Raw genomic sequence first — 18,814 nt, 5'->3', positions numbered from 1 at the left:
GATACCTGCCTTGACCTGGTAAATCGATCCCAAGCGGAGGTTCCCTTTGAGTCAGCTGTTCGACAATTCAGAAATGCAGCAATTGATTCTGACATTTCTCGCTGAAGCCGATGAATTCATCGAAGAGATGGAAGCCGGCCTGCTGGCATTGGAGGAAACCTCGGATGACAAAACCCTCATCGATCAAGTGTTCCGTGCCGCCCATAGTCTGAAGGGCAGCTCGATGGCGGTTGGCTTGACCCAGGTGGGATCCTTCACCCATGAACTCGAAGCCTTGCTCCTGGAAGTCAAGGAACACCGCCTGACGATCAGCCCTGCAGTCATTGGAACCCTGCTGAAGTGCAATGATCATGTCAAGATCATGATCGAAGGCCTGAAGAAAGACTCGACCGCCACCTTTGATTCGACCGGACTCATTCAGGAAATCAGTCATTTCAAAACCCAAAAAACCAAAGCTCCTGCGGCACCGGCTGCCTTTGGTTTTTTTGATGATGATGCTGCAGATGAAGACGGCGAGAACGAAGCCCTGACGAAGGATCCTGCTGCCGATCCGCACGCGCAAAAAATCGCCGGCCCTGCGACCCGCAGTCAGGAACAGATCAAAGTTTCCCAGGAAAAAATTGACAAGCTCGTCAACAACATCGGCGAGATGGCGATCCTGCTCACGGTTCTGGAAGAGCAGATTTACCAAGTGGCAGGAACCAAACTCCAAAGTACCGTCAAGCAACTCTACAAGATCAGCAAAGACGTGCAGGATGTTTCGATATCCCTGCGCATGCTGCCAGTCAAACCTGTGTTCCAAAAGCTCAAGCGGATTGTTCGCGATGTGTCCACCAAGTTGAACAAAAGAGTCGAACTGCATCTGGTCGGCGAGGATTTTGAAATCGACAAGTCGATTCTCGACATGGTGAGCGATCCACTGGTTCACATCGTCCGCAATGCTGCGGATCATGGCATAGAAACCCCGGAGCAGCGCCGCAAAGCGGGCAAAGACCCCGTGGGCCATATCACCCTCGAAGCCTGCCATGAAAATGGCCGATTGGTCTTCTATATTATGGATGATGGTCAGGGCATTGATACGGATAGCGTGCGCAAAAAAGCGATCAAACTGGGCTTGATCGATGCCAAAAAAGAACTGTCCCATGACGAAGCCATCAATCTCATTTTCCATCCCGGTTTTTCCACCAAGGATCAGGTGACGGATATCTCGGGTCGTGGCGTCGGCATGGATGTCGTGAAGAATAACATTCAGAAAATGTCGGGTGAGATTGATATCAAAACCGAACTTGGACGCGGATCCATGTTCAAGATTACCGTTCCCCAGACCTTTTCCATCATTGATGGAACTGTGGTCCAGGCGGCCAGTCAACGCTATGTCATCCCTCTGGCTGATATACTCGAATCCGTGCGCGTCAGCGAAGGATCGTTGATCCAGTCATCACCCCTGGGTCAGGTCTTCACCCTGCGCGGGGAAAAACTGCCAGCGTTCCGCCTCGACGAACTGTTCGGCAACCATCGCGATAGCACCGCTCAGGAGCAGATCGCCATGATTGCCCGAACCCGGGATGATACGTTTGCCATCATTGTGGATGAGATTCTGGGTCGGCAACCGATTGTTATCAAAAATCTTGGCTCGGAAATGCAGGAGTACAAGGAATTCAGCGGCTCCACCATCCTCGGCGATGGGAAACCGGCTCTGATCGTCGAACTGAGTAGTCTGATTCGCCGCTCAGCTTATAAGAAAAAGCAGTTCGCTGCGATGAAAGAAAGGATGTCAGCATGAGTTTTCTGCGTAATTCTGAAGACAAATCTGCGAAACGCGTGCCCGACGTCCATCGTTATCTGGAATTCAATCTTGGCGACGAACGCTTTGCCATTCCTCTTTTGACAGTCAAAGAAGTGATCGCTGTGCCGGAAACCACCAAGGTGCCCTTCACACCCGATTATTTCCTGGGCGTGATGAACCTGCGCGGCCAGGTGCTATCCGTGATCGATCTGCGTCGCCGCATGGGGATCACCCCATTGGACGGCTCCACCGAAACCGCGGTGATCATCACTGACCTCGGATTCACTCATCTGGGTGTCGTTGTGGATTCCATCAATCGCGTGCTGGCCGTCGAAGGTCATGATTTTGCGCCGCCGCCGGAGATTGAAAAGAATTCCAAAACTGATTTTGTAACAGGTTGCTACAAGAGCGATAAAAACCTGATCCTGTTCCTGGATGTGAACAAAATCCTGGATCGTGAAGAAAAAGAGTTGATCGTGCAGACCACTGACCCATCTCAGGTCGGTTAATGGCAGCCATCGAGCTCAAGGATGACAAAGAGGTTTTCGAGGCCATTGCTCGCAAAATCTCCAGCATCACCGGCGTGCAGCTTGGTGAGAAGCAAGCGTCTTTGGTATTTTCCCGATTAAGCAAACACCTCCGCAATCTGGGCGGCATCAGTGCCAGCCAATACTGGGAATATCTGTCCACTCATGAAACCGAGGAAATCCCGGTTCTCATTTCGCTCCTGACGACCCATCACACCTTCTTCTTTCGTGAACAGATTCACTTTGAGTACCTGGAAAAGGAACTGCCGCGGCTGATCAAACAGATCAAGGAGCAGGGTCGAAATACCTTGCGTGTCTGGTGCGCGGCCTGCAGCCATGGCCAGGAAGGTTACACGATCGCGATGTTCCTCGATTATCACCTGAAGCAGCTCGGATCGGGCCTGGATTATAAAATCACCTTCAGTGATGTCGATCAGGAGTCGGTCCGTATTGCCAGCAATGGCGTCTACCGCAACGATGAACTCAATCGAGTGCCCTTGACCTATCGCTCGAACCATTGGACCCGAGGCACCGGAAAAGTCGCCGATTTCTCCAAGATCAAAGCCCGGATCAGTCAAAATTGTGAGTTCAAGGTCATCAACCTTTTGGAGCTGGATCGCCTGCCTACCCGCGAGCTGTACGATGTGATCTTTGTTCGCAATGTGTTCATTTACTTTACCAGTCCGGAAATTGAACGCATCACCAATAATGTTCTGAAGCACATGGAACCCCATGCCCTGCTTTTCATAGGCGTGTCGGAATCCCTGATGGGCATGAATATTCCGGTCGATCACATCGGCAAATCCATCTATCAGCATCAGCAAAAAACCGGGGCTCCCGTCACGCGCGTGGAGCCGGCCTCTCAGCTCAACAAGGAAAGACAGATTCAAAGCTGGCTGCGCACCCGCGAGCACGTCGCGCCTTTGCCTGATCGTCATGAAGAGCCCAAGGCTCATGTGCATCCCAGTCGCCTGGATCTTCGGGTCGTGACTCTGCAGCGGACATTGCAAATTGGCTTTCACGTGCGCCAGCTGATCAATAACCTGCCCGGATTTAAGTCATCCGGTTTTGAAGTGATTGCTACGGCCGAGGAAGCGTTCCATAAAATTCAGCAAAAAAATGCCGACATTTTGGTCGTCGAAGCGGGCATGGCTCCCTTCCTTTCCCATATTTTTAGCAAGCGGAATATCCCAACCCTGGTCGTTCCGTCACCCGACAGTCCGCTGCGAATGAACGAGTTTCCGCACTGGCCGCATGTAAGATATTTGGACCACGATCTCAAGACTGAAAAACAAGGCCAAAAGGAAGCCCTGACCAGGGCTTTGGAACAGCTCAGCAGTTTGGATCATCATCATCAGTCGGCCACCACGTCCACCCATCTGCCAAGCCTCGACAGCAACTTTGTGGTGGCTTTCGGTGCCTCCACGGGTGGCACCGAAGCTTTGAGCAAGATCATCGCCGATCTTCCTTCCAATATGCCACCGATTGTCATCGTGCAGCATATTCCCCAAGGATTCAGCCGCGCCTTCGCCGATCGGCTGGATCAGATTTCGCATCTTCGCGTCAAGGAAGCAGTGGATGGGGATGGGCTCGAACCGGGTCGCGTCCTCGTCGCGCCAGGGGATCAGCACATGACGATCACCGGGCGGCCAGGCCACTATAAGGTTCACATCACGACCGGTGAAAAGGTCAACGGTCATCGGCCGTCGGTCGACGTCTTATTTCGTTCGGTAGCCGAATGCATCAAAGGTCCGGCCGTGGGCGTGATTCTCACCGGCATGGGTTCCGATGGCGCTGAAGGACTGCTTCTCATGCGAAAAAATGGAGCTTTAACCGTCGGCCAGGATGCAAACACATCGGTCGTTTACGGAATGCCCAAGGTTGCCCATCAAATCGGAGCCGTGGGCAAGGTGCTGCCTCTGCATCAGATTGCAAGCGAGCTGATCAAAGCCGTGACCTTGAAAGACAAGCCTTAAACCCTATCCCACCACTCTGTGCTAGTCGCTTCAAACTCATACTCCTCCCAGGATTTGCCCGTCCTCTGCGATTGGATTTGTGATTGTGGAATAGGCCGGCCTTTGCTAGAGCAGAGATCGTCCCTCGCACCCCCTTCCATGGAGAATAACATGCAACTTATGAACAGCCTGGTTTTGCTGGCTGGACTGGTATCCTCGGGATCCGGTGATATCGCGTGGCAAATTCAAGGACAGCTTTCCCAGGATGCATATCATCGCCTTTATCAGATCCGCAGCAGCCAACTGGGTTCTCAGCTGGCTCGCATCGATGGCAAAACGGGGGCCACCCTGTGGGAAATTCATGGACAACCGTATGTGGGATGGAATGCGGACTGTGTCGATGAGAGTCGTATTTATGTTTTAGTTGATGATCGCGTGCAGGCTGTGGATGCCGAAAAAGGAACGGTGCTCTGGTCCGAGCACGTGAATCAGGAGTTCGTACAAAACGCTGGCTATCTCTCCTGCTTCCTCCACAGTGATCAGATTTTCCTGTCCTATACCCTGGATCAAAGAGCGCATAATAAACTGGCCGCATTGCGTAAGAGCGATGGCTCAAATCTTTGGACCTACGTGAGCTCAGAGAGTATCAATCCCATCGGCGCTGATCACGAGCACGTTTATTTGAGCGGCATGCAAAATGCCGGCAGCATGCTCCAGGCGCTTGACCAAAACTCGGGACGCGAGGTTTGGCTCCGTCAGGATCAGGGCGTTTACTTCCATTTTGATGCCTGGCAGCGTCTTCTGAGGCAGGGTCCAAACGATATCAGTCGCGTCGATGTCCGCACAGGCGAGGACCTGTGGTGGGTGCCCATCAGCGGCTCCTACGTTTATAGCCAAGGTTTAAGTGATGCGATCTACGCGCAATCCGATGCGATGGTCACGCGCTTGGATCCTGACACAGGTTCGCCACAATGGAATCTTAATTTTACTCCTGGTCAACCCACCTATCTGTCCACTCAAATTCTGACGAGCGGTGATGTTCTCTTGCGTGAGAGTCTTGATGAGACCAATCAAACCCGGTTTAAAGTTCTGCAAGGCAACACCGGGCAGGTTCGCTGGGAGCGGACGGTCAACGGTCTCGAGACATTTGTCACGGAAGCCAAGGATGGACATCTCTTTGAACAAAACTCGTCCGCCTTGAGCCTGCTCGATCAGGAGGGCCAAATCGTATGGAACTTTCAGGCTCCAGCATTAACAGGCGGCTCTGTTCCTAAAATCGGCAGTGTGCTGAGTGGTGAGAAACAACTTTTTATCACCCTGTTTGAATCCACTGGCAAATATCCACCCACATCGCTGGCGGCGGTCGATTGGAAAACGGGTGCCGTCCAGTGGGTCCATGAAACTGACGAGCCCTTGTCGTTAATTTCCCTGGATCAGCCGGCTCTCATTATTTTGGGAACGATGCTGAGCGGCCGATCGTTGGCGCTCTATCAATGAACTCTGAGTTTTTGATCAAAGGCCAAAAGCAAGGGATAAGCATCGGGCTGATGGGCCTGATGCACAAGGCTCGAGAGAACGCTAGCCTCCGTCGGCCGCCCCAGGCGCACATCGGCAGCCATGGAATTTTCATTGTCAGCGGTGCTGGCTATCAAGCGCAGAAGATTTTGCCAGAGGTCACGCGGCGACGGCTGCCAGTCAGGCCAAAGTTCACGGGCAAGGGCCAGCGTTTCATAGGACAAGGCTTCCAGCTCCTCACGACCTTCTTCGGCAGCAAGCCCATTGCGGGCATAGCGTCTGACTCCGCATAAGGTGTTCAGACAGGTATTGTAATACCACTTCTCACGCCGCAAGCGGCAGCACTGGTTGTTCCATTGAAAACCATGGACCGAAAGCTGCTGGATGATTTTTTCTTCCAGCGGTGACGGCGTCCGCTCATCCCCCCAGATCACCTGGCCTTTGGGGCCTATCACATACCCGCCCTCGGGCAGGGCTTTGACACCACGCGTGACCAGCCCTTTACGCAGGATGACATTGGGAAAGTCCCGACGCAAAGGCATAAGGATGGGTTCGATGTATCCGTTGCTCAGAACGATAATCTGCGTGCCCGCCGTAACATCCTGCATCAACCCACGCAGGCCTTCGGACAAAGCATGCGCCTTAAGACAGGCGAACCAGATCCTTGGTGCCGGACCTTGGGTAGTTAACGTCGGGGTATGCTGAACCTGATTCAAGACCACGGGCTGCGCGACCGGCACCAGTCCATGACGGCCTCGCATGTGCACGTCAATGCCGTTCATTTGATTGAAGCAAAAGGCCAGCATGTGCCCGACGGCGCCTGATCCTAATATGCCTAGGGAATGATCGTTCATCAGCGGCCCTTCCTGGATAACCGATTTCATGACCCTTCAAAAAATAGCCGACCTCGCGCGTCGCGACCATCGAGAAAATAGCGGTCACCGCCACGATAGAGTGGAATTCGTCCTTAAGATCATGAGACGGACTGGGAAATCCTGGTGCTGGGTTGATCTGGAGCTGATGGCATGGTGATCAAGGTCAAAGCCAAGAGGGGCTTGCGCGTCAAATTATTCCGTTTCCTTGGATTCATTCCTGGTCTGAGCCATTTGATTGCCGACCTGGACCGCGATGATTTGAGCCAGCTCAGCGGCATCGATGCGATGAACCCGCACCGGTGGCCCATCAACCCTGTTGCCACAGAGGTGGCAGGCGAACTGCTTATCACTGACTTTTTCATGAGTCACAAAACTTTTGCATTTGGCACAAACCCGCTGCCTCTGGATAATCTTTTCGCCAGAATAGCTGGTACTCATTCCCGTCCCCTTTCTCCCATCAGGATCGGCCAAATCCCCAGCCGACTCGAGATTTTTTCTTTCACCCAAAAATGGGACTTGGGGCCGGGCCAGGTTACGCCTCGGGCCCGCATCTGAACCTTACGTTCAGGAAATATTTTCGGTAAATTTTAAGATTTAGTGGCTTTATTTAAGGGAGTTGGGGACCCCTTCACGAAACATTTCTGAAGCCATCCCTAAGGTTACGCCCCAAAGCGCCGAATGAGGTGGCAGAGTCTTTGACTATGGAGAATGGTTTGAAACGTTGTGAAGCACATTGGCTTTTCGCTGCTGGTCTCTGCCTCGGATTAATGTCCGCGGTTCAGGCTCAGGCGCAAACGTTTGAAGAGGGCTATCAGTCCTACATGCGGAACCAATTCCCGGTTGCTGAATTGCAATTCAGATCCGCCGTGAAAAAGGCCAAGACCAAGGAAGATCGGGCTTTCATCCTGAAATTCATCGGTATTTGCCAGTTCATGCGCGGGGATAAAAAATCCGCGGCCACTTCCTTTTATGACTCCTTGAATTCCGATCGCAACGTCACCATTGATGAAGAGGAAGTGCTGGATCCTGGCGTCGTCTCCTTCTTCAATGTCATCAAAACCCGCTGGCAGAACTCACCGGAAGGCATGGCAGCCATGGCGCCCAAAGCCACAGCTCCCGTACCGAAAGCGAATCCTCCTGTGGCCTTGGCTCAGGCGCCTAAAGCGGTGGTGCAGGAACCAGCTCCGGCGGCGCGTCCTGCCGCTCCAGAAGCCAAGCCTATGCCTGCGGCTGCGGTGGAAAAAACCAAAAAGAAAAAATCCAAGGAGGCCGCCAAATCCGAAGACGGGGGCCGGATGATTTCCTGGATGCATTTTATGCCCTTTGGCCTGGGTCAGTTTCATAATGATTCCTATCTGCTGGGTTCAGCTTTTGCGGTCGGGCAGGTCTTTACTCTTTATCAGTACAGTTTCCTGGATCAACAGATCACCAGCGAACGCAGCGAAAGTAAGGCGGTTGCCGACAATCCCAATATTCTGCAGGCCGAAAAAGATCAGTTCCTGCTCGATAATTCGGACTACATCGCGGGTCTAACCAAAGATCGCAGCAACGCCGGCACAGCTTTTGTGGCCCTTTACGTGGGTAGTGTTATCCAGGCCTTGATTGCTGCGCCTCGCCACGCCGGTGGTGACGACGGTGATGGTCCAGAAACCTCGAAGAAGCTTCGCCAAAGATCCATCAATACTGCCTGGATACCGGGCGCCTCCGGTGGAACCTACCTGGTTCAGTTGAAACTCAACCTGGAATAAAGATCCGTGGTTACGACAAGCATTCTCAGGTTTTCTGGGTGTAGACCGATACACCCTGCGGATCGTGAGAATGTTCAGAGTCTTTGAGGAGATCACATGAAGGAGTTTAAAGCTTGGGGTATCGTGCGAACCCTCAGCGTGGGCCTTGCCCTCCTTCTGCCTGTTGTGGCGGTTGCTCAGCAAAAGAAGACGACGGCCCCTGCCAAAGAAAAGCCAGCGGCAGTCCCCAGGGACACGCCCGCCGCAGCGTCTGCACCAGGACAGGCTCAGGCAGCCAATGCCGGCCAGCCTTTTGAAGCTGTGATTGTGCATGAATTCGAGCCCCAGATTCAACAGTTGATGCTGCTCTCCGCCTTCGAACCGGACAGCAAGAAAATTGCCAACCAGGACGATGCGGATCGTCTTTATCGCAATACTCAAAAGGCCGTGAATGATAGCCAGGATGAAGGGCCAAGCATAGCCATCGCTTCCAACCTGGCCAAAGATTCTGCCGCGTTGGTTGGTTTTTTCCTGGCCAATTCGCACATCAAAGAGAATCAGAACAAATTAAAACTTGCGGCCCAGTGGCTGCAAAAATTCAGTGCGGCCTATGGCGAAGCCAGCAAAAAGCCCGTTTTCAAACAGAAAGCTCTCTACTGGGGCTCTCTGGCTAAATTCATTCTTTCAGAAGGTGGCGACGGCATTTCGGAGCTGATTCCCCTGCGGGAGCAATTGGCCTCGGAAAAGGAAATCGTAGCCAATATCGATCTTCTCGTCGGTTATTCCCTGGCCATCTCGCCCGCGACGGCGCAGCAGGGATTCAACTATATGAATCAGGCCGGCAAGGATATCTCAGTGTATGGCAAGCTCGGCCAGAAGCTGACCGAAGCCTACGTCGACTATGGACTTGATGCCGAAGGCAATCCGATCGGAGTGGCCAAACCAGGCGCCGATCCCAAAATCACGTATACCATTCAAGTCGCCCGCGGCATGCCAGCCGGCATTCAGCACCTGGTGATGAACACGGCGATTTATATCTGGACCCATGGCGCTGTCAACAAAGGGCAAAAGGCTCCGGCTTTCCTGAGTGATGGTTTTTCGGGTGTGGTTCCCGTGGAGGCTCTGCGTGAACAGGAAGCCTTGACCCTCCTGAAGGCGCAAAATTATAAGCAGGCTTCAGCCCTCTACCGCACCATTGCCAACACGTTTGGGAACACGGAACTGGCAGCCAAGCTGGACGGCCGGATCTGGGATATCGAACTCCTCAATTTCCAAAAAACCGGAGCGATTGCCGATCTTGAAACCACGTTCATGACACTTCGGGATCGCTACAAGGATAAAAAGAAGCCCGCTGATGCGGACACCCCGACTTATGGATCGATTGCCGATGCCTATCGCAAGGTGCTGGATCAGCAGCTGAACTCCGCCCTGGGCGCAAGTGCTCCGCCGGCCTTGAAGCAAACAGCCGTTCAAACCACGATGCGTTATGTAAAAATCGAAGCCGACCGGCAGGTGACCTATCCTTTGAAGGCCAAGGTCGCCCAACTCTATCGCGCTCTGAACATGTACAAGGAAGCCGTCGACCTTTACCTGGATATTGCCAAGGAAAACCCCATGAAGAACTATCTTCTGGCGGTCGAGGCGCAGAGCAAACTCGCAGCATGGCCCACTCAGCCCAGCTTTGATAAGGCCGCGGCCGGTGATGCCAACGAACGTACCAAACTGCTGAACATCTTTGAAACCATCTCGCAGCTGAAAAATGGTGAAGACTGGTTTATGCTGGCCCATATTGGTTTACTCAATCGGGCTCTGGGTCAGAATAAAAAGACCGAGGATCTCTGGTTGAAAGCTTTGAAAACCAACATGGCTTCCAAGCTTGCCATGGAAGCGGGTGGACTGTTGCTGACCGAATTCTATGCGGCCAAACGCTGGGAAGACGTCATTGACCTCAGCCATATGTTTGCATCCAAGAAAGCTCAGCCCACCGGCAAGGGTAAAGGCATCCATTATCAACCGTGGCTCGCCGACGCTCTCTATAACGGTGGTCTGGCTGATTTGCAGGCTCAGAATTTCCCTCGCTCCGTGAAGCACCTGGAAGAATTTGTCCAGGTCTTTGCCAATGATGCTCGCGTTCCCGCCGCCACCTACTCGCTGGCCTTCGGATATAAAGGCAGCGGAAAATTGGTCGCGGCTCTGAATGCCTGCAAAATCGTGGTGGAAAAACACCTGAAATACAATCTAAGGCCCAAGGTCATGCTCCAGGCTGCGGAATGGGGTGCAGCGGACAAAAACACCTGGGAGTATTCGTTCTTCTTCTACACCAAGTATCTGACTGATTATAAAAATGAACGAAATATCCCTGACATTCGCAATACTTTGGCCGATCTTTATCTGAAGCGCAAGCTTTACGGCTGGGCCGCTCGCCTCTATAAAGAGCAAAGCATGGCTCCCAACGTCACCAAAGAGCAGCAATTGGCTGCCGCCGTGAAGTATATGGACATTGAAGAGCAATATGGTGAACCGAAGGATGCCTATGCCGGTGCCACACGCGTCACCCAGCTGGCAGGCCCCAAGGATCCACCGTCCTTGCATGCTCTGGCTTTCATGGGTCGCTATGTCGCCAACAACAAGGATCTCAAAGGCATGGCCGAGATCGAGCCGAAGCTTTTGAATTTCAGTAAAAGCAGCAAGGAAGTTCAGGAAGCACTTGGCTTCCTCCGGTTCCGTCGCGCTGAACTGCAGACCCGGGCCATCGTCTATACCGAGAACAACCTCCTGATCAAGGATCCGGAAGGCGTTGTGAAGAAATACTTCGATTTCTTCGAAACCGAAAAGCAGCATTATTTGAAAGTTTGCCAGGTCGGCATCACCTCCTACTGCGCGCCAGCCATGCTCCGCCTCACAACAGTGGCCCGTCAAGGCACCGAGGCCATGGACAAGGTGGCGATTGCAGAAACCCTGGGCCCCAATCGGGTCAATAGCTTCAAGGTCTTCAAGCAGCTGCACCTCAGCAAGGTGCAGCAGGCGCGTAAAGACTTCATCGACCAGGCACTGAAGCTGGCCAAGGCCGGGACCACGACCCCGATTTGGAAAGACGAAATCATCAAGACCCTGGAATATGAAGACAAAACCGACGTAGCGCACTGATCATTGTCGCAGACCTGCTGTCCGTACTAAAATAAAGGGGCGGCGGCTCTCTCGGCGACAAGGATGTTCTGATGCAGACCAAAACTCATTCCCTACGTTCCTATGCTTTTTCTCACAGTATCGATATGGTGGAGCTCGCGCGCAAATACACGAGCTCCCAGTCTTCTATTGACCCGAAAGCCTCCTTGAGCTCGAAGGTTGGTGAAGACGGTCACGTTTTCATTTTCAATCACGGCTCGGTGGTTTTTTGGAACGTGCCAGTGGAAATTCAGCAGGAGGAGCTGACTCAACTGCTGGGCCTTGATCCTGTACCGACTCTCAAACCGATCAGCGACACCTTTATTGTGCAGGAACAGCCTGGTCCAGTGCAGGTGGAATTCAACCGCCTGATCATCGATCGCTTGAATCCCGACCGCATGGAAGTGATTGCTTCAACGCTGGCGCAAAGCACGTCCATGGAATACTACGAATCCCTGGTGGAAGAAGCCTGGAAGCAGGTTGACGAAATGCTGGTCGCCATGCGGCATCGCGGGACCAACCGTTGGTTCATCGGCCCCGTTAACCAACGCATTGCAGAAGCCTTGATCCTGCGCAGTTCCGTGGTCCGCGTCCTTCACCTTTTGGACAAGCCGGATCTGATCTGGGAAGACAAGATCATGGATGACATCTACGGCGACCTGCGTGCCATGTTCGATTTGCCGGAGCGCTTTCAGGCTTTGGAGTACAAACTGCAGCTGATTCAGCAGACGCTTGAGGTTCTGGTCGAGGCCATACGAGATCGTCGCCTCTATTGGTTGGAATTGACCATTGTCCTTCTGATCCTCTTTGAAATCATCATGACCTTCGTCAAGTGACCGTCCAGACTCGATCTTACCGGCTTATGAGGGATATTACTAAAATACGGGTTTCCCTTCCTTGCATGGACGCCTCTGTCTTCCTGCTTTATAATGGGGGTGATAGGGGTTTACCTAACCGGCTTGAGGGTCAGAGGAATGGAAGAGACGCGCGTCGTAATCATCGACGATGTTGAAGAGATCCACAATAATATTCGGACGATTTTCCAATCCCGAAAAAACGATCTTCTCGACGCCTTAAAGCAGGACCTTTTCGGCCCTTCCAGCATCAATCAAAATCTGAAAAAAGATCTGAGTCTCACGTTCGATTCCGCCTTTCAGGGCCAGGAAGGTTATGAACTCGTCAAAAAATCCGTGGCGATGGGCAAACCCTATTCCGTCGCCATCGTTGATATGCGCATGCCTCCCGGCTGGGACGGTCTGCAGACGATCCGCAAAATCCGCGAAGTCGATCAGGATATTGAAATCGTCATCTGCTCGGCCTACTCGGATTATTCGTGGCATGACATCGCGCATGAACTTGGCGTGAATGACAAATACCTTTTCCTCTCGAAGCCTTTTGAAGTCACCGAAATGAAGCAGATGGTGATCAATCTTGCTGAAAAGTGGTGGCTCAACACGCGCAACAAGATGTATGTCGAGGACCTGCGCAAAGCCCGCGAGACCGCGGAAGTTTCGGATCGAGCCAAGCAGGAATTCTTGAGCATCATCGGTCACGAGCTGCGCACGCCGCTCAATGTGATCCTCATGACGCTTGAAGACCTTCTGGATGGTCAGAACGATAAGGAAGCGCTGAAGATCATCCGCAACTCGCATAATTCCACGCGGCATCTGGCGCGCTTGATCGAGGACATCCTGATTTACACGGAAATGGACAAGAATGATTTCCGTTTTGCTTCGAAGCCTTTTACCCTCAAGACTCTTTTGGATTCCTGCCGCAAGCAGTTCCAGCCGCTCTGCGATGACAAGAAACTGACCCTTACCGTCAAAGCTGATCAGGATATTCCGCAGAACTTTGTGGGCGACATTGATCGGATTCATAACGTCATGTTCCAGCTCCTGTCCAATGCGGTTCAATTCACCGACAAAGGTCAGGTCAGTCTGGAAGTGCAGATTGATGCCAACTTCCATAAGCACACGGTCCTGGATGTGCTGGCTCTGCGATTTCATTTCACCGACACGGGCATTGGCATGAGCGACGAGCAGCTGGCCCATTGTTTTGATTTGTTCTATCAAGGCGATGATCCCCGGCACCACAGCCGGACCGGATCAGGCCTGGGCCTGAGTCTCTGCCGCAAGATTGTTCAGGCTTTGGGTGGCACAGTGCAAATGGAATCCAAACAAGGCCAGGGCACCCGCGCGCACGTTACGCTGCCTCTCAAACTGGATGGTTCCGCAAAAATGCGCGTCACAGCTTAAGCTAAAAAAAAGAGGCGCTATCCATGATAGCGCCTTTTTATGCGACAGCACTCTTCACCAACTCTATTCGACAGCTTCCTCTTCCCGCCGCCCCATCTTGAACATGGAAGCCTGCAGGTTGTGTCGAGCCATGAGCTTGTAAAAGTCCGTACGATTGCGTTTGGCAGCACGTGCAGCCTTGCTGACGTTGCCATGCGTCTTCTTCAAGGTTTCAATCAGGTAATCCCGCTCGAACTGATTCTTGGCCTCGGCCAAGGACGGAACTTCCAGCGCCTCGCTCCCGATGCACCAGCGCACGTGAGCCGCTGAAATAATCGGGCCGGGCGAGAGGATCACCATCTTCTCCACCGCATTATAAAGCTGACGGACGTTGCCAGGCCATTCGGCGCCCGTAAGCAATTCCATCGCGCCAGCAGCGAAAGCCCTGACTCCGGGTTTTTGTTTGGACGCGACGTCCCGAAGGAAGGTTTCCGCCAAAAGGGGAATGTCCTCACGACGATCCCGAAGCGACGGCAGACTGAAATGGATGACATTAAGTCGGTAGTAAAGATCCTCACGAAAATGCTTATCGAGGATCATTTGGGGCAATTCGCGATGTGTCGCTGAAATGATACGCACGTCAATTGGCACCGTTATGGTGCTACCGACCGGTCGTACTGTTTTCTCTTCCAAAACTCTCAGCAATTTAACCTGCAATGCCAAAGGCATATCGCCAATTTCATCGAGAAACAGAGTTCCGCCTCGAGCGGCCTGTAATAAACCTGGATGATCCTTATTGGCGCCAGTAAAGGAGCCTCTCACGTGACCAAACAGCTCCGATTCGAGGAGCTCTGCGGGTATGGCACCACAGTTGATCGCGATAAACGGACCCTGTGAGCGACTGCTGACACGATGAATAGCGCGTGCGAAGAGCTCCTTGCCACTGCCGCTCTCACCTGTGATCAACACACTGGCATCAGAGGGCGCCACGAGTTTGAGTTGTTCAAACAATTCCAGCATACGAGGGCTACGGGTCACAAAACCTGACTCCGTTTGTTCCCGCAGACTTTCCGGCAAACGACCCTTCTGTTCAAGAGCCTTATGAATAAGTTCAAGCAGCTGAGTCCGGTCAATTGGCTTTGGCAAAAATGAAAAAACTCCCTGTTGCGTAGCAGCGACAGCCTCAGGGATGCTTCCATGTGCCGTGATCATAATGACTGGGACAAAAGGCATCAGCTTATGGACTTTTTCGTAAAGCTCCATTCCATCCATCACGTCCATGCGAAGATCGCTAATGACGATATCGGGCAGGAAACCTTCAATTTTCTGCAAACATTCCCGACCGCTATAAGCCGTCTCCACACTAAACCCTTCGGCACTTAAACGCATCGACAGTAAGGTCAGAAATCCCTGGTCATCGTCGACCAGCAAAATGCGAGCAGCCTCGCTCATGGAAGCCTCCTACAAGGTCCGGTGTAAAAACAGAGTCATTACAAGTTGCATGCCACCGTCTTAGGGCCGCGCAATGTCGGTATTTTTACTACGCTCACTGATATCCCGTTCGATGTCAGAAAGTGCTTTTAACTTCTTTTCGAGCTCGGTGCGCTGCCGTTTCTCTTCCGTCAGTTCCTTATCAAGCTGAGCCAAAGTGTTCATCTGCTGCCCATAGAGTCGGAGCCAGGCTTTCAGATCACTATTACCCTGAACCTTGCCCGACGCATGGCCGATGATTTCGGCTGCCTTCTGATAGTTGTGCGCCTTCAATGATTGCACGCTGTTGGCGAGCGAAAAACGCAGCTCATCATCCCAGCCTCGGTCATTGATGCGCCTTAGGCGATCGTATTCGCTTTTCAGTTCCTTGGTCCCAAGAGCCTCGAGATTGTTGACATAGTCCACCCAGATGCTCATATCGGACCGAAAGATCGGTTGAGGCAGAGCCCGGGACCCTTCCGCTCCTTTATGCACGCAGGACGCAAGACAAACCAAACCAGCCAAGAATATGAGATGTGTTTTCATGAATAATCCTGTGCCTCCGTCCAACGACGAGGTGATCTGTCGCTCTTGGGCGACAGCCCGGGGGGATCCTGACGCAAAACCTGGGGCAGATGGATTTCAAAACATGCCCCTTTGTCGGCGTCAACGATCAGCAGTTCGCCCCCATGAGAGTTTATACATTCCCGAGCTACGGACAGCCCCATGCCGGTTCCCTTCAACGGCCCATCACGGGTCGCCTTACCTTGATAAAATGGCAGGAAAATCTTTTCCCGCTCGTCACGCGCAATGCCTGGGCCCTCATCTCTTACCACAATCACAAGATCATCATCCCGTCGAAACCATCGCACGATGATCCGTCCGCCGGATGGTGAAAAACCAAGCGCATTCGAGAGGAGGTTATCAATCGCCGCACTCAGGACCGACTTATCCACGGCGACATTCAAGGGTTCACCTATCAATTCAAATTGAATGCCCTTCCGCGAGGCTGGCAGCTGATGCATACGAACCAGATTGCTGATCAAATCACTCAGTACGACGGGTGAACGCATGAGCGTCTTGTTGCCACGCAAAAGATTAAAGTCGAGCAGGTTATTGATCAGTTTCTGAAAATGCAAAAGGCCGCTCTGAAGGATATCGAGCACCTCGCGCTGCTTCGGATTGATCGGCCCAGGAATGCCATCCGCAAGCAGCTCGATGCCTTCCTTGATGGACGCCAAGGGGGTCTTCAATTCATGCGAAATATGCCGCAAGAATCGCTCCTGGGACGCTTCCGAATCCTTGAGGCGCTGGCCTAGCCAGGTCAGTCGCTTGGCAACGATCGATAGATCGCGCGGACCTCTCAGGTCCACATGACTCGGATAATGACCCATGCCTATCTGTTTGATCGTGGCATCGATGGTTTTAATAGGCCGCGTGATCAGCACGGAGAAGAAAGCCACCAGAAGCAGCGTGCCGGGCAGAACAGTAAGACCGATAATAAGGAGTCGTGACTGCGTGACCTCGGCCAGGCGTTTGGCAGATTCCACCTTATCTTTCAAATCCTCTTCGATGGCTGAGCGCAGTTGCTGAAGTGAGCCTCGCATCTGCGGTATGAGCTGGAGGGCTTCGAACACCTTGTCACTTTCCGAGGACCCTTCATTGAGTCCTGTGCGCATCGTCTTGACCAAATCTTCCAATCGATTGGCGTGATGCACGACATCGTTGTCGCGATGCAAAGTGCGCAGGCTGTTCAGATTTTCGAGAACCTTGTCGACCTCGCCGTTAAAGACGGACAGAAGATTGGCGTCAGCCAGAAGATGATACTGACGCGCGAGTCGTTCCAGGTCGAGCAGGCTCTTCGCAAGATTTTGCGATGTTTCCGCAGCATCGGCCGCTGTCACAAGATGATCGCGATGATTACGCGCCATCGAACTGAGGGAGTTGGCGCCATAGATCAACGCAGCCACCACAGGCAGAAGAACGACGAGGAAACCGAGCAGCACCATTTGTCGAATGGACCTGGCTTGATATACAGGCATGACAACCCCCGCTTCACATGACAAGACCGACTTACTCGTCTAGCAGTTGAGCGGGAAAAAACCAAGGTCCGATTACGAAGAGCGGCGGGATTGTTCGTCTTTTTCGGTTTTACCAGGAGTCGGCAGGACCACCATTTCTATGGAATTGCTGACTCCATTCAGACGTAGATTGCGCAAGCTCAGAATGACGCTCACGCTGCACAAAAAACTGACGAGTGCCGCGGAAAGAAAGAGGCCTTCATAGCCATACGGCTCAAGCAAATTTTGGCTCCAGAGCGGGATCGAGAATTGTCCTAAATAATTGGCAGTGGTCAGCAATCCCATAGCCCGTCCGCGATACGCCGGTGAAGTCAGTTCCGCAATCCAGGCGCTGATGCAGGGCCCGATGCTGCCGATACCACAGCCAATGGCGGCCATGCCACCAGCCAGGACGAGGCGTCGTGTCCAAAGGCTAAGCATCAAAAAGCCGATGGTCATGCACAGAAAGCCGACAGTTAAAATCATCTTCTGCGACCAACGTCCCTTCAAAAATGCGAAACTCAGTGACGTCAGGGAGCTGGCGCCGGTCAATACACTCACCAGGATGGCCGTCGAGGTCGGACCAATCCCTAAACGGTGCCCAAAATAAAAAGGCGCCTGAATGGGAACAACGACAAACAGTCCCATCGCCGCAAAAGAAAAGAATCCGATCACCAGCATCTGATAGGAAATGTGGCCTGATGAATCACGCGACACCTTGGGATTTTCCTGCGGCTTGATCGTCTCGGGCAACCAAAGGAGCACAAAAGGCAAGAGCGGCAAAGCCGCCAGGAACAGGGCAAAGGGATAACGCCAGCTGGTTTCCGCCATCCAGCCCGAGGCCGTCTGCGAGAGAATACCCCAGCCGCCCATGATTCCGGCCTGCAAACCCATCTTGCTACGCAGCTGACCTGGTTCAAAAAAATCGGCGAGCAGGGTGGCCGTCGCGGTCATGATTCCGGCCACCGCAAAACCAAAGATAAAGCGCGAAGCAATCAGCCACTGAATATCCTGCACCCACAGTCCGCACGACCCAAACAGCGCAAAGATAAGAAGACTCACCGCCAGCACGCTCCGGCGTCCCAAACGATCCAAGAGAAAGCCGGCAAGCAACGCTCCCATGGCGATGGAAAGCGCCGGTGCCGTCAGGACCAGGCGCGAGAGAACATCGATTTGCGGAATATCATGAAACGCCCGATGCATTCCGGGTAATATCGGGGCAAGACTGGCGGTTGTCATGACCGGCAGGGTTCCACACACAAGCAGCACAATGAGCTGGCGACGCGAGGGCAGCATAAAGAAGTTCCTTTGAACGATCGTATCCATCTTAACACGGAACTTTTTCAGCAACAGGGATCGTCGGGATCATCATTCCAATGCTGAGCTTTTCCGAGTTTTTTTCATTTTGTCAAATTTGCGGCAGCATTCGACTTTTATTCAATAAAAACAGCGCTCCGTGCTTTTGTGGGGCTGATGGGTTAAAATAAAGGCATTGACCCC

Annotated in this window: 14 protein-coding genes; 8 read left to right on the top strand and 6 right to left on the bottom strand. The window is 52.8% G+C overall.

All coding sequences use genetic code 11. The features are described 5' to 3' along the window. The first annotated feature begins 46 nt into the window (after positions 1-46). The 4 genes from VE954_RS37180 (at position 47) to VE954_RS37165 (ending at position 5,765) form a co-directional block, all read left to right on the top strand. Entirely contained in the window at positions 47-1,783 is a 1,737-nt protein-coding gene (locus VE954_RS37180; protein WP_324962697.1) for a chemotaxis protein CheA, read from the top strand. Then, positions 1,780-2,295, top strand: coding sequence for a chemotaxis protein CheW (locus VE954_RS37175; RefSeq protein WP_324962694.1), 516 nt, complete (start codon positions 1,780-1,782; stop codon positions 2,293-2,295). The genes VE954_RS37180 and VE954_RS37175 overlap by 4 nt, the downstream gene beginning before the upstream one ends. Then, a complete protein-coding gene (locus VE954_RS37170; protein WP_324962692.1) occupies positions 2,295-4,289 on the top strand; it encodes a chemotaxis protein CheB in 1,995 nt (664 codons plus the stop codon). Before VE954_RS37175 ends, VE954_RS37170 begins: the two co-directional genes overlap by 1 nt. Before the next feature lie 150 nt (positions 4,290-4,439). Further along, positions 4,440-5,765 carry a PQQ-binding-like beta-propeller repeat protein gene (locus VE954_RS37165; protein WP_324962690.1) on the top strand — a complete coding sequence of 442 codons (1,326 nt, stop codon included), beginning with the start codon at positions 4,440-4,442 and terminating at the stop codon, positions 5,763-5,765. Here VE954_RS37165 and VE954_RS37160 read toward each other — a convergent pair. Both VE954_RS37160 and VE954_RS37155 read right to left on the bottom strand, forming a co-directional pair. Further along, on the bottom strand, positions 5,759-6,667 hold the full coding sequence (locus tag VE954_RS37160; RefSeq protein ID WP_324962688.1) for a ketopantoate reductase family protein: 909 nt from the start codon (positions 6,665-6,667) through the stop codon (positions 5,759-5,761). The genes VE954_RS37165 and VE954_RS37160 overlap by 7 nt on opposite strands. Positions 6,668-6,850: 183 nt before the next feature. After that, entirely contained in the window at positions 6,851-7,096 is a 246-nt protein-coding gene (locus tag VE954_RS37155) for a hypothetical protein (protein WP_324962686.1), read from the bottom strand. A gap of 275 nt (positions 7,097-7,371) precedes the next feature. Here VE954_RS37155 and VE954_RS37150 point away from each other — a divergent pair, with 275 nt between their 5' ends. The 4 genes from VE954_RS37150 to VE954_RS37135 all read left to right on the top strand — a co-directional run bounded on the left by VE954_RS37150 (position 7,372) and on the right by VE954_RS37135 (position 13,805). Beyond that, positions 7,372-8,406 (top strand): hypothetical protein, encoded by a 1,035-nt coding sequence (locus VE954_RS37150; RefSeq protein WP_324962684.1) that lies wholly within the window; start codon positions 7,372-7,374, stop codon positions 8,404-8,406. A gap of 96 nt (positions 8,407-8,502) precedes the next feature. Next, on the top strand, positions 8,503-11,532 hold the full coding sequence (locus tag VE954_RS37145) for a hypothetical protein (RefSeq protein ID WP_324962682.1): 3,030 nt from the start codon (positions 8,503-8,505) through the stop codon (positions 11,530-11,532). Positions 11,533-11,603: 71 nt separating this feature from the next. Continuing rightward, the gene (locus VE954_RS37140; RefSeq protein ID WP_324962680.1) at positions 11,604-12,386 is read left to right on the top strand and encodes an RMD1 family protein; all 783 of its coding nucleotides are present in this window, start codon (positions 11,604-11,606) and stop codon (positions 12,384-12,386) included. A gap of 138 nt (positions 12,387-12,524) precedes the next feature. Continuing rightward, on the top strand, positions 12,525-13,805 hold the full coding sequence (locus VE954_RS37135; protein WP_324962678.1) for a hybrid sensor histidine kinase/response regulator: 1,281 nt from the start codon (positions 12,525-12,527) through the stop codon (positions 13,803-13,805). Positions 13,806-13,868: 63 nt separating this feature from the next. Here VE954_RS37135 and VE954_RS37130 read toward each other — a convergent pair whose 3' ends face one another. The 4 genes from VE954_RS37130 to VE954_RS37115 all read right to left on the bottom strand — a co-directional run bounded on the left by VE954_RS37130 (position 13,869) and on the right by VE954_RS37115 (position 18,610). Continuing rightward, positions 13,869-15,236, bottom strand: a complete 1,368-nt coding sequence (locus VE954_RS37130) for a sigma 54-interacting transcriptional regulator (protein WP_324962676.1) — start codon at positions 15,234-15,236, stop codon at positions 13,869-13,871. Positions 15,237-15,296: 60 nt separating this feature from the next. After that, positions 15,297-15,800: a hypothetical protein gene (locus VE954_RS37125; RefSeq protein WP_324962674.1), complete on the bottom strand. Its 504-nt coding sequence runs from the start codon at positions 15,798-15,800 to the stop codon at positions 15,297-15,299. Then, the gene (locus tag VE954_RS37120; RefSeq protein ID WP_324962672.1) at positions 15,797-17,296 is read right to left on the bottom strand and encodes a HAMP domain-containing sensor histidine kinase; all 1,500 of its coding nucleotides are present in this window, start codon (positions 17,294-17,296) and stop codon (positions 15,797-15,799) included. The genes VE954_RS37125 and VE954_RS37120 overlap by 4 nt, the downstream gene beginning before the upstream one ends. A 72-nt stretch (positions 17,297-17,368) precedes the next feature. Continuing rightward, positions 17,369-18,610 (bottom strand): MFS transporter, encoded by a 1,242-nt coding sequence (locus VE954_RS37115; protein ID WP_324962670.1) that lies wholly within the window; start codon positions 18,608-18,610, stop codon positions 17,369-17,371. Positions 18,611-18,814: the final 204 nt, after the last annotated feature.

The organism is Oligoflexus sp. (assembly GCF_035638955.1).
GTDB lineage: Bacteria > Bdellovibrionota_B > Oligoflexia > Oligoflexales > Oligoflexaceae > Oligoflexus.
This window is presented reverse-complemented; position numbering and strand designations above follow the sequence as displayed.

Bases quoted from the DNA above. Each gene is read 5' to 3' on its own strand.
- VE954_RS37175 (WP_324962694.1), top strand. From the start codon at position 1,780: ATGAGTTTTCTGCGTAATTCTGAAGACAAATCTGCGAAACGCGTGCCC.
- VE954_RS37170 (WP_324962692.1), top strand. From the start codon at position 2,295: ATGGCAGCCATCGAGCTCAAGGATGACAAAGAGGTTTTCGAGGCCATT.
- VE954_RS37165 (WP_324962690.1), top strand. From the start codon at position 4,440: ATGCAACTTATGAACAGCCTGGTTTTGCTGGCTGGACTGGTATCCTCG.
- VE954_RS37160 (WP_324962688.1), bottom strand. From the start codon at position 6,667: ATGAAATCGGTTATCCAGGAAGGGCCGCTGATGAACGATCATTCCCTA.
- VE954_RS37155 (WP_324962686.1), bottom strand. From the start codon at position 7,096: ATGAGTACCAGCTATTCTGGCGAAAAGATTATCCAGAGGCAGCGGGTT.
- VE954_RS37145 (WP_324962682.1), top strand. From the start codon at position 8,503: ATGAAGGAGTTTAAAGCTTGGGGTATCGTGCGAACCCTCAGCGTGGGC.
- VE954_RS37140 (WP_324962680.1), top strand. From the start codon at position 11,604: ATGCAGACCAAAACTCATTCCCTACGTTCCTATGCTTTTTCTCACAGT.
- VE954_RS37135 (WP_324962678.1), top strand. From the start codon at position 12,525: ATGGAAGAGACGCGCGTCGTAATCATCGACGATGTTGAAGAGATCCAC.
- VE954_RS37130 (WP_324962676.1), bottom strand. From the start codon at position 15,236: ATGAGCGAGGCTGCTCGCATTTTGCTGGTCGACGATGACCAGGGATTT.
- VE954_RS37125 (WP_324962674.1), bottom strand. From the start codon at position 15,800: ATGAAAACACATCTCATATTCTTGGCTGGTTTGGTTTGTCTTGCGTCC.
- VE954_RS37120 (WP_324962672.1), bottom strand. From the start codon at position 17,296: ATGCCTGTATATCAAGCCAGGTCCATTCGACAAATGGTGCTGCTCGGT.
- VE954_RS37115 (WP_324962670.1), bottom strand. From the start codon at position 18,610: ATGCTGCCCTCGCGTCGCCAGCTCATTGTGCTGCTTGTGTGTGGAACC.